This is a genomic window from Bacillus sp. R86525, from assembly GCF_042466195.1.
Classification (GTDB): Bacteria; Bacillota; Bacilli; order Bacillales; family Bacillaceae_G; genus Bacillus_A; species Bacillus_A nitratireducens.
Window position 1 is genome coordinate 2,948,814 of sequence record NZ_JAXHPX010000007.1, and the last position, 15,254, is coordinate 2,964,067.

Genomic DNA, 15,254 nt, shown 5'->3' on the forward strand with positions numbered 1-15,254 from the left:
AAATACAAAAAACGATTCTTTTCACACGAAAAAGAATCGTTTTCTAATTTTAAACTTTCGATAACATGAAATAAAGAAATGCGAAAACTGAGAGTTTATTACCTAAGAGCATTGATTACAACTTCAGCAGCCTCTGCAATTAGTTGATTATCATAGGTAGCCTCTTTCTCATCTTTACTAGATAAAATTGCGATGATAATGGGTGCTCTATTTGGCGGCCAAACGATAGCAATATCATTGCGTGTCCCATAACTTCCAGCTCCTGATTTATCTCCAACTATCCAGTCAGTTGGTACGCCTGCACGAATAAGTTTGTCTCCTGTAGCATTTCCTTTCATCCACTCTGTAAGAATATTACGTTTATGAGCTGGAAGCGCATTTCCGACCGTAAAAGCTTTAAGATTCGTAGCAATTGCTTTCGCTGTACTAGTATCACGAATGTCTCCTGGGGTAGCTTCGTTTAACTCTGGCTCAAAGCGATCAGCCATAGTAACCCGATCACCCATCTGTCTAAGTGCTTTTTCATATCCTTTAGGTCCGCCTATTTTATTAAATAAAATGTTCCCGGCAGTATTATCACTGGAACGAACAGCGGCCTCTGCAATTTCCCCAAGTTTCATGCCTGTATCTACATGTTTCTCTGTAACAGGTGAATATTCTACTAAGTCGTCTTTCGTATAAGTGATAACTTCATTTAACTTCTCAGTTGAGTTTTGCTGTAGCAATACCCCTGCCGCTAAGGCCTTATAGGTTGATGCATAGGCAAACCTCTCATTAGGTCGATATGCAATTGTTCGATTTGTACCAGTATCAATAGCATACACACCTAATCGAGCATCAAATTTTTTCTCAAGTTGAGAGAATTCTTGATACGTCGCATGATTTTTATGTTTCACTTGCTCTGTCTTTTCTTTCGCTTCAACTTGCAATGTCCCTCCTGTAATAGTTTCTAGGCTTGTAAGACTTAAACCTAATATACCAACGCATATTCCTATTTTTAGTATCCTCTTGTTTTTCAAAATCATCATTCCTTTCAAACTTTTAATACTGAAAACAAGTGGTAAATTCAATACACTGTATCCAATTTGAACACCTGTTTTTATACGTACACATAATAGACTCTCTAAGTAACAAGTTTGTTCCATAAATAAAAAATTCTTTAACTAGTAATAGAGGTATTAACAAAAATGAGAAATAACAACTATGGTAGCTGCTATTTCTCATTTCAAATCTTATTTTTATTCTTTAGTTTATAACAGATTTATATAAACAGTGTCTCTTCAGCCCTGGTAATAGTTCTCTTTCCTAAAGAAAGATACACAAATTTCACTGATTTTTATTTGAACTATCTGTACTAGCAGCTTCACCATGTATACGTTGCTGTTTTAAATCAAAGTATACATCTAAAATTTCCTTTCCAATTATAGAATTAATTCCATTTTTATCATCATGAAGCCATGGGACTACTACAGAAAATGCTACTTCCGGATTATCATATGGGGCATATCCAACTAATGTTAAGTTGTAACATTCCATACGTTCTCCTTTTGCATTTCTACCAATTGGATCATCTCCACCATATACAGTTTGAGCTGTCCCTGTCTTTCCTGCTGGTTTATATGAAGCATTTTTGAAATACTTCACACCAGTTCCATCACCTTCTTGAAATACCCATCTAAACCCTTCTTTTATCCGATCAATATGTTCTTTCTTCATATCAACTCGATTTAATACTACAGGCTCTATAGAACTTATAACTTTGCCAACTTCCTCTTCTTTTATTGATTGTTCACGTATTTCTTGTACAATTTGAGGTTGCATTCTATAACCGCCATTAGCAATAGTTGAAATATATTGTGCCAATTGCAATGGCGTATAAGTATCATACTGACCGATAGAAAAATCTAGTAAAAATCCAGGTTGACTATCTACTTTTCTAGTTTGTCCAATTATTTCATTCGGTAAATCAATACCTGTCGGGACCCCTAAACCAAATTGTTTAAAATAATAGCGCATCGTATCAAATGCTTCTTGTTTAATATCCAACGAACCATTTGGTACGTAATTAACTCCCGCAATTTTTAAAGCTGTCTGGAACATGTATACATTCGAAGATACTTGTAAAGCTCGTAAATCATTAATATTACCAAATCCGGATACATTCCACGATTTCTTAGCTTGTGTACCTTTAAATTTCATCGGTGCATCATAAAATTGATCTCCTGGATGTATTGCCCCTGTCTCATATCCAGTTAATAAAGTAGCACCTTTTACAGCTGACCCTAGCTCATACGAAGTTGTCATGTTACCTAATGCTAAATCCTCAATCTCTATTTTCCCTTCTTTTTCTACAATCTTTTTGCCTGCCATGGATAAAATCTGCCCATTATTTGGATTCGTCATGACGACAAAAGCTCGGTCCAACAGTGGCTCTGAACTCTTAAAAGCTCTCAAATTTTTCTCAATACTTTCTTCCACTTTCTTTTGTAATTCCATATCAATCGTTAATGTTAAACTATTACCACTTTTTCCTTTAGAGATTATTTCTGTGTTTATAATGTTTCCTGATTTATCAGTAATGTTTTTCACTTCTTCTTTTGTGCCGTGTAATACATCTTCATATCGTTGTTCAATATAACTTTTTCCTACACGATCATTACGGTTATATCCACGTACCAAATAAGAATCTAAGTTTTCTTTCGGTAATCCTTCTTCACTACTTGTAATATTACCTAACACGGAACGAAATAAATTACCATTTACATAATTACGTTCCCACTCAACTGCTGCATCTACTCCTGGAAATTCCGCAAGTTTTTCACTTATGCGTGCATACTCTTGATCTGTTACATCTTTTTTAATAATTTGTGGTGTTAGTTGATAACCTGAACTCATTCTACTTTTAATAGCTAACACTTTTAAATCTTGTGCTGTTAATTCTGCCAATTCCACTTCTGTCACACGACTTCGTCTTAAATCTTCAATTTTTTTGTCTAGCTCTTTTCCCTCTATTCCCTTCTCTTTAAACTTTCCTATGTCTTTTTTAGTAATCTTTGATTCCGCACGTTTTGTATTCAATTGCATCCAGAAATCTTTTTTATCAATATCAGTTAATTTATTTATATCTTGCTCAGGCATTTCAAGTACTATTGCCAAGTCTTTTGCTGTTTTTAAAATGTCTTTACTCGTTATCCCCTTCACCCTTGTATACGTAATCGTACGAAGAGATCGATTATTAACAACCATTTTTCCTTCTCGGTCTAGAATTTGTCCACGTGGAACCGGAATGCTAGTTGTTTCATTTTGACTGTTTTCCACTTGGTTCTTATAAGCCTCTCCCTCTACGATTTGCACCTTTCCTAGCTGAACAATAATAGCTGAGAATAGTAAAAATATGCAAAGGAACATTATATTTAATCGAATAGATATATATGTCTTGTTCTTTCCTTTTTGTTTTTCCATAAATCCTCCATTTAATTCTTTCAGAAATTGCTATCAATATTTAGTAAATACAAATACTAAATGCATTCCTTTTGGTTAGCCACGTAATTAATAACCCTCCTTTCCTGTTGTTCTCTCTATTTTTTTGTCGCTCATATTAGAAATGCTAAACTGTATAATGACCCATATTAAACTTACACATAAATTTGCTAAAAACTTTTCATACTGATTATTCCTTTCTTCATGCTGTAATACTTAATAGACAACCTAAATAATAAAGTTGTTCCACATTTACAAAAAAAATAATTAACTATAAGATGAAATAGGCTACATAAGGGAGGGTTATATGTTACATACAAAAAGATGGAGATTTTTTGCGGTTCTTTCTATTGTAGGTTTGATTTTACTAATTTTATTAAAAATCAACTTCATTTCAATTACTATCGCAACTTCTTCAGCTGAAAGAGGAAAAATTTTTGATCAAAATGGTGTAATACTAGCTACAAATAAGAAAGTTAAGTCTCTATATTGCACTTCTAATGATGAAAAGTTATCGAATCAAGATACATCAAACACATTATCTTTTTTCAATCAATTTTCAAACGAGTTTCAACATGACATTTCTGCAGAGGACATAAAATCACAATTACAACAATCTTGTAAAAAGCAGACTATGAATGATATACCGTTATACTCTGACATAAATGAGAGTGAACTTACATTCATAAACAAAAACAAACCCAATAATGTAATAATCAAAGATGAATGGATCCGATATTATCCTAAACACGAAATTGGTTCACAGCTAATTGGGTATGTAGAAAATGACCTTAATTCTAAGTATGGACCTGTTGGAAAAAGTGGGATTGAGCTTCAATATGAAAATGATTTAAAAGGAAAACCCGGAAAAACTCTGATTTTTAAAATGAATAATAAAAAGTTCTTGTGGAACATTCAAAAAGTACAAAAAGGAAAAGATGTCCGGCTAGCTTTAGACTCTAAATTACAGCAAAAAACAGAGGAAGCATTACGATCTCAAATTAAGAAAATACCTGATGCTAATGCTGGCTATGTTGTAGTAACCGATGTAAAAACTGGCGCAATTTTAACTATGGCCAACTCGGCAGTTTTTAATCCAAATACATTAAATACAAATGTATCATCTAAAAATGAAAACATTAAATCACTTTCGCAAAATAAAGCAATTCAAAAATTAAAGTACGGTGAATCTTATGTAAATATGGCCTCTACTATAAAGCCACTTACTATTTTAATTGGATTAAACGAAAAGCTTTTTCAACCTGAAGATACTTATTTAGATAAGGGTAGTTTTCAGTATGACAATCAAAATAACATTACGAATGCACCTGGAACGCCAACAGGTGAGATTACACCGAGGCAGGCTATCATTAATTCATCTAACACATTTATGACAGCAAAAGTAGCTCTGCCCTTATTCAACCAAAATAATGGGAATATAGAAAAAGTGGCACATATATGGACAGATTATTTAATGCAATTCGGCCTACGTTCTAAAACTGGGATTGATTTACCTTTTGAAGAAGACGGACAATATGAATTCCATCCATCTAATAAGTTTGAAAATGGAATCTCCGCTTTATTAAATGCCTCTTGGGGAGGAAATGAAGTGCATACTCCTCTTCAACTCGCTCAATATGCAGCAACTTTGGCAAGTAAAGGTGATAAATATAAACCCCAAATTGTAAGTGCTATTATTGGTCAGGACGGTAAGGAAACAAAAAAGTTTAAACCAATTTTAGAAAGTTCAAATCGTTATCCTATGGAATTTTGGAGTGTCGTGCAAGGTGGAATGAGTCAAAATATAGAGGAGATTAAAAACTTGCCCTTTCATGTGGCAGGTAAAACGGGTATTACAGGTTTTCCGAATGAGCAAGAAAGAATGATAAATCATTCTCTATTCATTGCATATGCTCCTACCGAAGATCCACAAATTGCTATTTCTGTCGTTATTCCTGGTAGTAATTCAGAAAAAAATATTGCTGCTCTCGTTACATCAGAAATTTTAGAGTCCTGGAATACGCTTCAAAAAGAAAATAAAAACAAAGAGGAAGGTTCATTAAAGTGAACCTTCCTCTTTTACCAAATAGAATCTATATTTATTATTTTCCATTCACCTGCATCATTCTTTTCAAACATAAATGAATACTTAATATCAGTTAAAACATACTCTTTTTGTACATATCCAGTATTACCGTTTATTGTAGATATTTTTATATATCCATCATTCTGCACCTTTTCTGGAATCCAAGCTTTTACCATTTCATTAGATACTTCATATAAGACTTGTGATTCTCGTTTTGGTTCAGCTAAAATTTTCGTTTTATTTCCAGTAACAGTTGCATATATAAAATGCGCTTGCTTTGGTTGGTTACCTTCTGTCAATCCACTTGGTACTTTGTATACTTTTTTTGTATCATTTGCAAATTCTCCTCCCATTGTAAGAGCGACTTGCAACTCATGAAAAATATCTTCATCAAACTTCAATTCATCCTTCTTATAACTCTTCCCTTTAAATAGAACTTCATCATTTAAAGCTCTAAACAGGTCATTTTCATTTTTTGAATTTGTGCTTCGATATAAATCATTCATAAATTGCTTTAATGATGAATCTTGAGCAGACTCATCTTTTGTTTTCGGCTTAATTTGAGTACTACTTTGTACCGGTGATTTATTATCATCAAGCCAAGGTTGTTGTACAATAAAAAATAACATTGTACAAACCAAAACAACTACAACAGGCAATGCTTTTTTACGAAATGGTCTCTTGTATGTTACAGAATCTACTTCACTATTTTGGTATATCGATTGCTTTATTTTATAAATAAATTCTTCTTCATCTTTACGATGCTCCATTGGGCCGTTTTTTATTTTACTATACCAGTCAGGATTTTTTTTACTGTTCATCACTTCTACCCTCCCCTATTAGTTTTGAAACCTTACTTCTCGCTCGGCTTAATCTAGATTTGACTGTTCCAATTGACACCTCTAATGTTTCAGCCATTTCTTCATAAGACAATTCATATTTCGCGTCCAATATTAGTATTTCACGGTGTTTTTTAGGTAGTTTTAATACAACATCCCATACATCATTCATTTCCTCTTGCTTAAAAAATTCTTGTTCTGCCGATGGAGATTGCTTATCATCACTAAAAAATCCCACTAAAGATATCCTTTTAAAATAAGAGGATTTCAAATAGTTTATTGCCGTATTTCTTGTAATTTTTAATATCCACGTTTTAATAGATGACTCCTTTCGAAACGAATGCCAATGTTTAAAAACCTTAATAAATACATCTTGTGTGATGTCATCTGATAAGTGTGGATCTTTCGTAATAATAAATGAATAATTCCATACATCTTGCCAATAGTCTTTTATAACATACTCAAGCTCATCATGATTACATTTTTCAATAAACTTCTGTTCCATTTCCACACCTCAAACTTATTTGAATAAACATAAAACTGCCCTCACTTTTAATATGGTTTCAATATATAGACATGATACAAGTTTCATTTGTTCCATTGTTTATCTTTTTTTCGACAGATGATATTTCTAAAAAAATGTAATAAAAAAGACCAGGATAAATTCTTAAAATCATCCTGGTTTTTCCGTATTAAATATATTTTCATTATTTTTTAAATTTCAATTATTAAATTTAACATTTTAAATTTGTTGTTTTATAATTTTCAAATAAAAAATAATCGTATTTAATTGTGTAAAAAACACGTAATTAAATACGATTATTAAAATCATAAAATCTGCATTTAGACATGAATCAATCGATTCCTAATATAATCTTGAATCGGTAAGATTTGCATATTTACCAAAGAAGTAAATTTCACCTTTTAATTAAGTATTATTTCTGAAAAACATGTTTTACTTTTTCGCCCGGAACATTACTCCCCCCTCTTCCTTTTACATCTTCGATCATCATGGTAACAATCATGTCTGGCGCATTTGCATCAAAAGCTGCAAACCACCCAAGTTCTTTTCCGTCTGCTTCTTTCGACTCTTTCAGTTCTGCTGTACCTGTTTTACCAGCAAGCGTTACACCATCAACCTTAGCAATTCTCCCCGCGCCATCAGGGTCATTAATGACTTTTATTAATGCACTTTTTAATATCTCTTGATTCTTTTTAGAAACCACATTTTCTTTCCAATTCCCCGCTACTTTTGTTTCTTTTAAAAGATGTGGCGACGGAATATTCCCTTCATTCACAATTGGCGCATATGTTAATGCTAAATGAAGTGGTGTCATTAATACTTGTCCTTGTCCGTATCCCGTGTCTGCTAGTTGAATATCATTTTTTATCCCATCTTTTGCAATTATTGAAATAGGAAATTCGTATTCGATTGGTAATTTTTCGTGAAATCCGTATTTCTTAAATTCATTTACATACTGATCTTTCCCCATTTTCAAAGCTTGTTGAGCAAAATAAATATTATCAGAGTACTTCATTGCCTTATCAAAATCAACTGGACTAGCTTCCTTCACACGTGTTACATAATAATTTCCCCAGGATGAATCTTTTGTCCACTTTAATCCTTGAATTTTAAATTCTTCTTTAGGATTTATTGTGTTTGTTTCCAAACCAATTGCACCTGTAATCGTTTTAAATACGGAACCTGGTACAAATGCTTGTGTAAAGCGATTCATCATTGGTAGTTTCGAGTCATTATTCCATGCTTCTCGTTGCGCTTTTGATGCTCCTCTAACTATAGTATTTGGATTATAAGCAGGGCTACTTACAAGTGCGATTGTTTCTCCTGTTTTAGGATTAATCGCTGCACTAGATCCTGCTTCATTTTTCATCTCATTAAAGATTTTTTCTTGAATTGCAGCATCAATTGTTAACGTAACATTTTCCCCTTCTTTTGCTTCTTTTTTTGCTACGTTTTTAATTTCTTTCCCATTCTCATCTTCTATAAATACGCGTCCACCCTTTTCACCACGCAATTTATTCTCTAGCACTTTCTCTAAACCCGTCTTACCTACTAAATCATCTGCTTGATAACCTTTTTTTTGAAGCGATTTTAACTCCTCTGCATTCACCTTTCCTATATATCCAGTTAAGTGTGCGGCTGCTTCTCCTAATGGATACGTACGAATATTTACTGGGCGGGATGAAACTCCTTCTAATTCAATATAATCATTCTGTCTGGTTCCCTCTTTTAAAATACCAATTGGTACAAAGGAGTCTGGTTTTATCCATTTCGCTGTGAGCTTCTGTTCGACCTCTTCTATAGACATATCAAGTAATTGTGCTACTATTTCTTTTGTCTGCGTTGCCGTTTCGCCTAGTTTCTCTGGAATAATTCCAACCTCAGACGCTTTACCATTCGTTGCAAGCCCTTTTCCATTTCGATCATATATTTCTCCGCGTTTTCCTTGCTCTGTTTGCATACGTACTTTGTAATCTTTTTTCATACCTGGGAAAATGAAGTCTGGTGTCCAATCTATTTTCCAAGATTCCTTATCTTTCACGAGTTTTGCTTCATGGATGAATGAAACAGTTCCTCCATCTGTATCCATATTAACTTCAAAAAGAAAAAGCTCTTTATCTTTAGTATTCTCGCCTTTCGTTTTAACTTTTAAATTCTTAACTCCTATACCCTCATAGATTTTTTGATATTTCTCTGCGAAATCCTTTTTAGAGATCGTTTTTTTTGCATGTTCTGATAAATGATCATACATATTTGTAAATTTTTTATCATTCCATAAATTAATATATTCTTCAAATGCTTGTTTTGGCGGTTCGTCTTTATTACATCCTACCAACATAACTCCAAAACAAAAGAAAAACAGCATCCATAATTTTTTCAATTCAATCTTCTCCCTTAGTTAAAAATGTTTTAACGCTTAATAGACAGTGTAAGTAATGAAATTGTTCCATATTTACAAAAAGATTAAATTTATGGTAAAGCTGCATTCCTGGAGGGAAGATTTTAAGTTTCTTCCAAACATAAGGAGCGAATATATTTAGCGAACGTTATCATTATTAGTGTTGTTTTATCAATTTTATTTAAAATACCTTTTAGTTCATTTTCGCCGATCTTATCTTTTTTTCTTTATAGATTTTTGATACAAAAAAGAATCCTTATACTAAGGATTCTGCAACATCAAATAACAAAAATATAAACAATAAAAAGAATTACTTAAAGTATAATTTATAGGCACTCTATATCCTTCTTTTTCGCACCAAAAACCCCTGTACAGCATGCCACAGGAGTTTAGGTCATTCTACAGCTTATTTAGAAGAGTCATGTACAGGCAAACTACTAAAAATCAATTCAGCAACTTTTACATATCCTTTTGAGTTTGGATGAATTAAATCTGTAGACCAAAGCGTATTGTCCTTAACTAAATGATGATCCCAAAAGTCAACATGATGAAGCTTATACTCTCTACTCAATGAAAGTATAACTTCATTTGCCTCTAATAATTGTTCTTTTAATACTTGTTTTTTTTCAGAAGAAAAAGGAAGCCGAACTGTAAAATCTGGAAGGTTTGCTATAATAATATCAGCATCTGTTTTACTTAATGTATCTATCATAAATTCCATATCGTTCTTATATGCTTGATGATTCCAACGTCCTTTTAAAACATCGTTTGCACCTGCAATTAGACTAACCAAATCTGGATCAAAAGTTAATGCCTTTTCCAATTGCTGTGAGCGAATTTCTTTAGTTACTAACCCACGCTTTGCAAAATTAGCATATTCTATATCGTTTACACACAGTTGAACAAAATGATCTACCCAGCTTTTTAATGCTATTCCCTCAATTTCATCTCCTATCCCCTCTGTAAAACTATCACCAATCGCTACAAAACGCTTCCACATATCTAATCCCCCTTTTTGCTATTTATATCTACACTATACAATAGTTCACAACGTAATTGTTCTTTCTAAATGTATTTCGATTTCAATTAAATTCCATAGGGGATTTTTAAAATGAACAATTACAAATAGATTAAACTATTTCACATGAACAAAAACATGAAAATCTACGTTATTTTCTCGCAGAAATAGGTTGAGACCAACTATCTTTGTCGTTATCATTTAAGCGTACTTGAAAAACATATATAGGTTGAGAAAAACCTTTCGAATCAGCGTGGTAATCTATATTATAATCTGTAATGACTAATGTATCGCCTGCTTTGAAAGATATTATAGGATCAAAGTCTCCTTGTTTTAGTTTTTGAAATGCTTCTTTGGGCGAGAGAATTTCAACATCTCGAATATGTAATTTTTTTGTAACTAGCTCATTGTCATTATGCATTGTTGTAATTTTCTCTTTGTAAACAGGCATTTTTTTACCTTCGTCTTTTAAATCTATTAATGTTTTTATAGTGACATCAGTCATATCTGTTTTTGTAATGGGATCAAAAGACGTATTCCCAAATTCCTTCATTTGATACGAAATTATTATTCCAAGTGCAACAAAACTTACAGTAATCGGAAGAAATAAATACTTGATCATTTGTGTATCCGTTTCTTTTTTCTTCAACAATATAAGTACTATATTTACCATAGAATATCCTAGCATCATTCCTAAAGTATTATGAAGTAAATCGGCTAGTTCCATACTTCCACGTTGCATTGTAAATTCAAGGATTTCAATCAATAAACTTGCTATAATTGAGCTGATTAACATCCATTTTATTTTTTGAAAAACATTACTAAATAAAGGTAATAAAATTCCTAACGGAAAAAGCATACCTATATTCACAATGATATGGAAAAAAGAAGAAAATGAAAAAGTATTCCATGCTTTTTTATAAACACTAAGTACATCAAAGTCGATTGTTCTTGCAAAGGTCATATCATCTGGACGACCAAATGAAGTAGCTGATAATGCAAGGGAATAATATCCTATTATTAATATAAATAATATAATTTGTTGTACGGTGAATTTTTTTCCTCCTTTACATACCTTTTTGTATACTACAAAATAGCTAAAAACAACTATGAGTAGTAACAAGAATGTGAGTTTTATTGTAGGAATTGCAACGGTAACGAATAGTTCGGAAATAAAATTCATTTTACACCTCTGTTTTTACGAATAAAATATTCAATAGTTTTATATAACATTCTAGATATAGGTGGCGATGTGTTGTTACCCCTAATAATTATTAATACAGAGTTAAACCTGTATCCATTGAGCATTTCTTCCTCTTGAAACTAGTATTTTACTAATTGTACTTTCGGCTATGTTTGGATAAACGTTACGAAGATTTTCTTTAGTAAGAGGATTTTTGAAGTTATGTATAAAATTAAAAATTTATTCAATTTTATTATGTTTATATAGAATTTATAATTGACCGATTCCTAATATACATAGGAACCGGTCATATACGTATATTTACTAAAGAAATAAGATTCCTTCAAGCATTACACTTTTTTTCGGAAATTTGTTGTTCTTTGTTTTGCCCAGTTGATACATTTTTTTTCAATTAAATGATACGAAACTATAGAAAAAAGTAGTGTCATTGTAATGCACAAAGTAAGAAGTAAGAAGATAGGTAACTTTGTATACAAAAGTTTAAATAGTACCATCATGATTGGAAAATGACACAAATAGATACTATATGAAATTTCTCCTAAGTATACAAATACACTCTTATTTAAAAATGCTTTTACTTTTAGGTTACTCATCGCCATGATAATAAATATACTAATACCAATTACGACACCCCAATCTTTTAATAAGAAAGTAGTATCATTACGGGAAAAACCATAAATTAAAATGGAGTATAAATATAGAATTATCCCTAATACAATAAGAAATCCTTTTTTAAATTTTTTCATATTTTGATATAAATAAAAAAGCTTTTCCTGATACTTAAAAAGTAACATTCCAACCATAAACATAGATGTGAAATGCAGTGTATCGGCATAACCATTATAAAATCCCTCTGCTTTCCCAATATGCAACATATTAAGAAAAACACTAATTAAAGAAAAGCTTAAAGCAAATAGTATCGTTTTCTTCCAACTCAGTTTATAAAAAAGAAGAAATAACAATGGAAACACAATAGATATACGCATTTCTTGAGCCAATGACCAAATAACTGGATTATAATTTTCCGTAAAAAAGTTATTAAGAAGCACAAAGTGGTTTATAATATCTAATTTTGTTATAGACCCTTGCCACCTATCATAGAACCAATCCCGTAGTCCTGCCACTTCATACGACGAAAACAAAATAAATAAAGCAAAGGTAATGATTATCCAAAAATAATAAGGGATATAGATTCTTACAAATCTCTTAATTAAATATCCCCAATAATTTGTTTTTGAATGATAAAGTGCCATAGATAACACAAAACCACTTAGTACATAAAAAACGATTACAGCTTCTCCACCCGCCCATAAAAACCTAAGCGGGGAAAATTTAATAGAATTGGGCAACGATGGTAGCATTAAACAAAAATGTCCAAATACCACTGTAAGTGCGGCTAACCCTCGTATGGAATCTAACTCTTTTATTCTCTTACTCATAAAATGTTCTCCTTGTAAATTGTAGATTTTGCTGTTTATAAAGGCCACTATACTAGTGTAGTGGGAGAATTATACATATTGTTTCTTTAAACTCCTAATACAAGCAGTACAAAGTCAATTTGGCCTCCATTTCTTTATATAAATAATTTAAAACAAAATATTAAATACAAAGAAAAGATTTTATTAAATTTTTATAAAACTTAATAACAGAAATAAGTACCAGATATTAATTTTTTATTGTCACATGATGGAATAATAAATATTTTTCCATCATGTAACTTTATTAAACTAACCTTGCACCAGAATCCTTTAAATCGAAAGATTCATAATAAACGCTATCCGTATTGTATATTTCTACAAAAAGAATAGCGTTTTTTGATTATATGAATACAAATTTATTTTAGCTTGATAGCAATACCAAAAGTTCCGAAGAACCAAATTTGAGAATAAATGCAATCTTCAATTCTAAGCCATCCACATAAGAATCTATACTACTTTCAACCCTTTTGTTTCAAGCTAATATTTTGTTTTATTCTATAAAGTTAGCTTTTTACTATATCAACCACACTATCCCACATACTGCTAAAGAAAGTTCCTATTTCGCGCATAATACGTGTAAACCAATTAGCTTGTTCTACATCAGATTTTGTTACAAGGTCTACTTGTAATGACTTACCTGATAAGAACCCAGGATCTGTACTATCTTTAGGCGAGATAATCATTTTACTAATTGTTACACCTTTTTTAATAGGTGCTTCTTGCTCTTCATTCAATACTTTAAATTCTTCTTTATATACGTCTTTGTTGCTCTTTAGCATTGGAAGTGAAACATCTTGCTTCATTTGAACTACTACATCTTTGTCTTTTGCATTTGCTACTCGCACTGTTTCATGCCCTTTTACTACTGAACCTTTTCCATAGACCTTCTTCACTTCAAAATTCGCAAATCCATAATCATATAATTTCTTTGTTTCATCAAAACGTGCTGTATGAGAGTTTGCTTTTATCACTACAGAGATTAGACGCATACCGTTTCTTTCTACTGTACCAGTAAAACAATCTCCGGCTTCTGGAGTAGTTCCTGTTTTTAACCCATCTACACCTTCGTATTGCTTAATTAAACCTTTTAACATCCAGTTAAAGTTCGTCATATCAATCGGATACTTGCCACCATATTGGAATGTTTTTTTAGGGATTTTTGCTGTGTCTAATATTTTCGGGAAATCTTGAATAAGACGTTGTGCTAAAATCGCACAATCTCTTGCGGACATTTTATTTTTCTCGTCTGGATTTGTCCCTTCTGGGTGATGTCCTTTTAAATCATAGTTTGTTAAACCTGTAGAGTTTACAAATTTATAATTTTTCATTCCAAACTCTTTTGACTTATCGTTCATCATTTTCACGAAATTGACTTCTTTTCCAGCAATCTCTTCAGCTAAAGCAATTGTTGCACCGTTTGCAGAATAAATTACCATTGCCTCATATAAATCTTTAACCGTATAAGAGCCACCATTTTCTAATGGAACGTTTGATAATGAGCGATCTTGCGAAATCTTATATGCATATTCAGAAATTTTAACTTTTTGATCCCATTTGAGTTTTCCTTTATCCACCGCTTCATGAACTAAATATTCACTCATCATTTTTGTCATACTAGCAATTGCTAATAATTCATCTGCATTTTTTTCATATAAAATTTTCCCGGAATTTGCTTCTACTAAAATTGCTGATCCTGCTTCTACGTCTATAGCAGGAAATGTTTCCGCTGATGCTCTTCCAAATGTAACGACCATGCTACAAAATAGTGTAAGCACTGTTACTATTGCAATAAATCTCTTGCAAAACATACTTTTCACTTCTGTTACCTCCAATATCTTTGTATTCAAAAAAACGTTATTCTAACATAATCCCCAAAAAAATAGACAGCGTTATCAAATTCTATATACATATAAGACATTAGGATCACTTTCATATAGACCATCTCATCCCACCCTTTTAGGCACACTGACACTTAGTATTCCCACACATATCCCTCTTTTTAATACCTTTGTATTTTTCAAAATGATTCGTACTTTCATATCTTTTAGGATTACACTTAATAGACAATCTAAGTAATACATTTGTTCCACATTTATATAAAATAGAACCAGTGTGTCCCGATGAAATATCGAAACACACTGGTTGCTAAATTTACTATCGTCTTTTCCATTGTTCATATCAATGAACTTCCCCTTTATCCGATTAATTACTTTATAATAATAAACAAA

General features: G+C 31.9%; 10 protein-coding genes and 1 pseudogene. 1 reads left to right on the plus strand and 10 read right to left on the minus strand.

Annotation, left to right across the window (positions count from 1 at the left end; all coding sequences use genetic code 11):
- Positions 1-98: 98 nt before the first annotated feature.
- Together bla and SJY24_RS17745 are read right to left on the minus strand one after the other, a co-directional pair.
- Positions 99-1,046: a class A beta-lactamase Bla1 gene (bla, locus tag SJY24_RS17740; protein ID WP_377867269.1), complete on the minus strand. Its 948-nt coding sequence runs from the start codon at positions 1,044-1,046 to the stop codon at positions 99-101.
- A gap of 280 nt (positions 1,047-1,326) precedes the next feature.
- Positions 1,327-3,462 (minus strand): peptidoglycan D,D-transpeptidase FtsI family protein, encoded by a 2,136-nt coding sequence (locus SJY24_RS17745; RefSeq protein WP_098764181.1) that lies wholly within the window; start codon positions 3,460-3,462, stop codon positions 1,327-1,329.
- 325 nt (positions 3,463-3,787) lie between these two features.
- Between SJY24_RS17745 and SJY24_RS17750 the strand changes: the two genes are divergently transcribed.
- Complete coding sequence (locus SJY24_RS17750) at positions 3,788-5,548, plus strand: peptidoglycan D,D-transpeptidase FtsI family protein (RefSeq protein WP_377865653.1); 1,761 nt, start codon at positions 3,788-3,790, stop codon at positions 5,546-5,548.
- Between the two features lie 11 nt (positions 5,549-5,559).
- Here SJY24_RS17750 and SJY24_RS17755 read toward each other — a convergent pair whose 3' ends face one another.
- From SJY24_RS17755 to SJY24_RS17790, 8 genes and pseudogenes are all read right to left on the minus strand, one after another.
- Positions 5,560-6,387 carry an SH3 domain-containing protein gene (locus SJY24_RS17755; protein WP_377865654.1) on the minus strand — a complete coding sequence of 276 codons (828 nt, stop codon included), beginning with the start codon at positions 6,385-6,387 and terminating at the stop codon, positions 5,560-5,562.
- Entirely contained in the window at positions 6,377-6,910 is a 534-nt protein-coding gene (locus SJY24_RS17760; protein ID WP_000435497.1) for an RNA polymerase sigma factor, read from the minus strand. The genes SJY24_RS17755 and SJY24_RS17760 overlap by 11 nt, the downstream gene beginning before the upstream one ends.
- Before the next feature lie 430 nt (positions 6,911-7,340).
- Positions 7,341-9,308, minus strand: coding sequence for a penicillin-binding transpeptidase domain-containing protein (locus tag SJY24_RS17765; protein ID WP_377865655.1), 1,968 nt, complete (start codon positions 9,306-9,308; stop codon positions 7,341-7,343).
- Between the two features lie 424 nt (positions 9,309-9,732).
- Positions 9,733-10,326: an SGNH/GDSL hydrolase family protein gene (locus SJY24_RS17770; RefSeq protein ID WP_377865656.1), complete on the minus strand. Its 594-nt coding sequence runs from the start codon at positions 10,324-10,326 to the stop codon at positions 9,733-9,735.
- 169 nt (positions 10,327-10,495) lie between these two features.
- Positions 10,496-11,527 carry a VanZ family protein gene (locus tag SJY24_RS17775; RefSeq protein WP_377865657.1) on the minus strand — a complete coding sequence of 344 codons (1,032 nt, stop codon included), beginning with the start codon at positions 11,525-11,527 and terminating at the stop codon, positions 10,496-10,498.
- A gap of 102 nt (positions 11,528-11,629) precedes the next feature.
- Positions 11,630-11,788 (minus strand): annotated as a pseudogene (locus tag SJY24_RS17780) (Fic family protein); the annotation flags it as partial.
- An 89-nt stretch (positions 11,789-11,877) separates the two neighbouring features.
- The gene (locus tag SJY24_RS17785; protein ID WP_377865658.1) at positions 11,878-12,987 is read right to left on the minus strand and encodes an acyltransferase family protein; all 1,110 of its coding nucleotides are present in this window, start codon (positions 12,985-12,987) and stop codon (positions 11,878-11,880) included.
- A gap of 542 nt (positions 12,988-13,529) precedes the next feature.
- Positions 13,530-14,843: a D-alanyl-D-alanine carboxypeptidase family protein gene (locus SJY24_RS17790; protein WP_377865659.1), complete on the minus strand. Its 1,314-nt coding sequence runs from the start codon at positions 14,841-14,843 to the stop codon at positions 13,530-13,532.
- Positions 14,844-15,254: the final 411 nt, after the last annotated feature.

Excerpts from the sequence above, each read along its gene's own strand:
- SJY24_RS17745 (WP_098764181.1), bottom strand. The coding sequence starts at position 3,462 with ATGGAAAAACAAAAAGGAAAGAACAAGACATATATATCTATTCGATTA.
- SJY24_RS17750 (WP_377865653.1), top strand. The coding sequence starts at position 3,788 with ATGTTACATACAAAAAGATGGAGATTTTTTGCGGTTCTTTCTATTGTA.
- SJY24_RS17755 (WP_377865654.1), bottom strand. The coding sequence starts at position 6,387 with ATGAACAGTAAAAAAAATCCTGACTGGTATAGTAAAATAAAAAACGGC.
- SJY24_RS17760 (WP_000435497.1), bottom strand. The coding sequence starts at position 6,910 with ATGGAACAGAAGTTTATTGAAAAATGTAATCATGATGAGCTTGAGTAT.
- SJY24_RS17770 (WP_377865656.1), bottom strand. The coding sequence starts at position 10,326 with ATGTGGAAGCGTTTTGTAGCGATTGGTGATAGTTTTACAGAGGGGATA.
- SJY24_RS17775 (WP_377865657.1), bottom strand. The coding sequence starts at position 11,527 with ATGAATTTTATTTCCGAACTATTCGTTACCGTTGCAATTCCTACAATA.
- SJY24_RS17785 (WP_377865658.1), bottom strand. The coding sequence starts at position 12,987 with ATGAGTAAGAGAATAAAAGAGTTAGATTCCATACGAGGGTTAGCCGCA.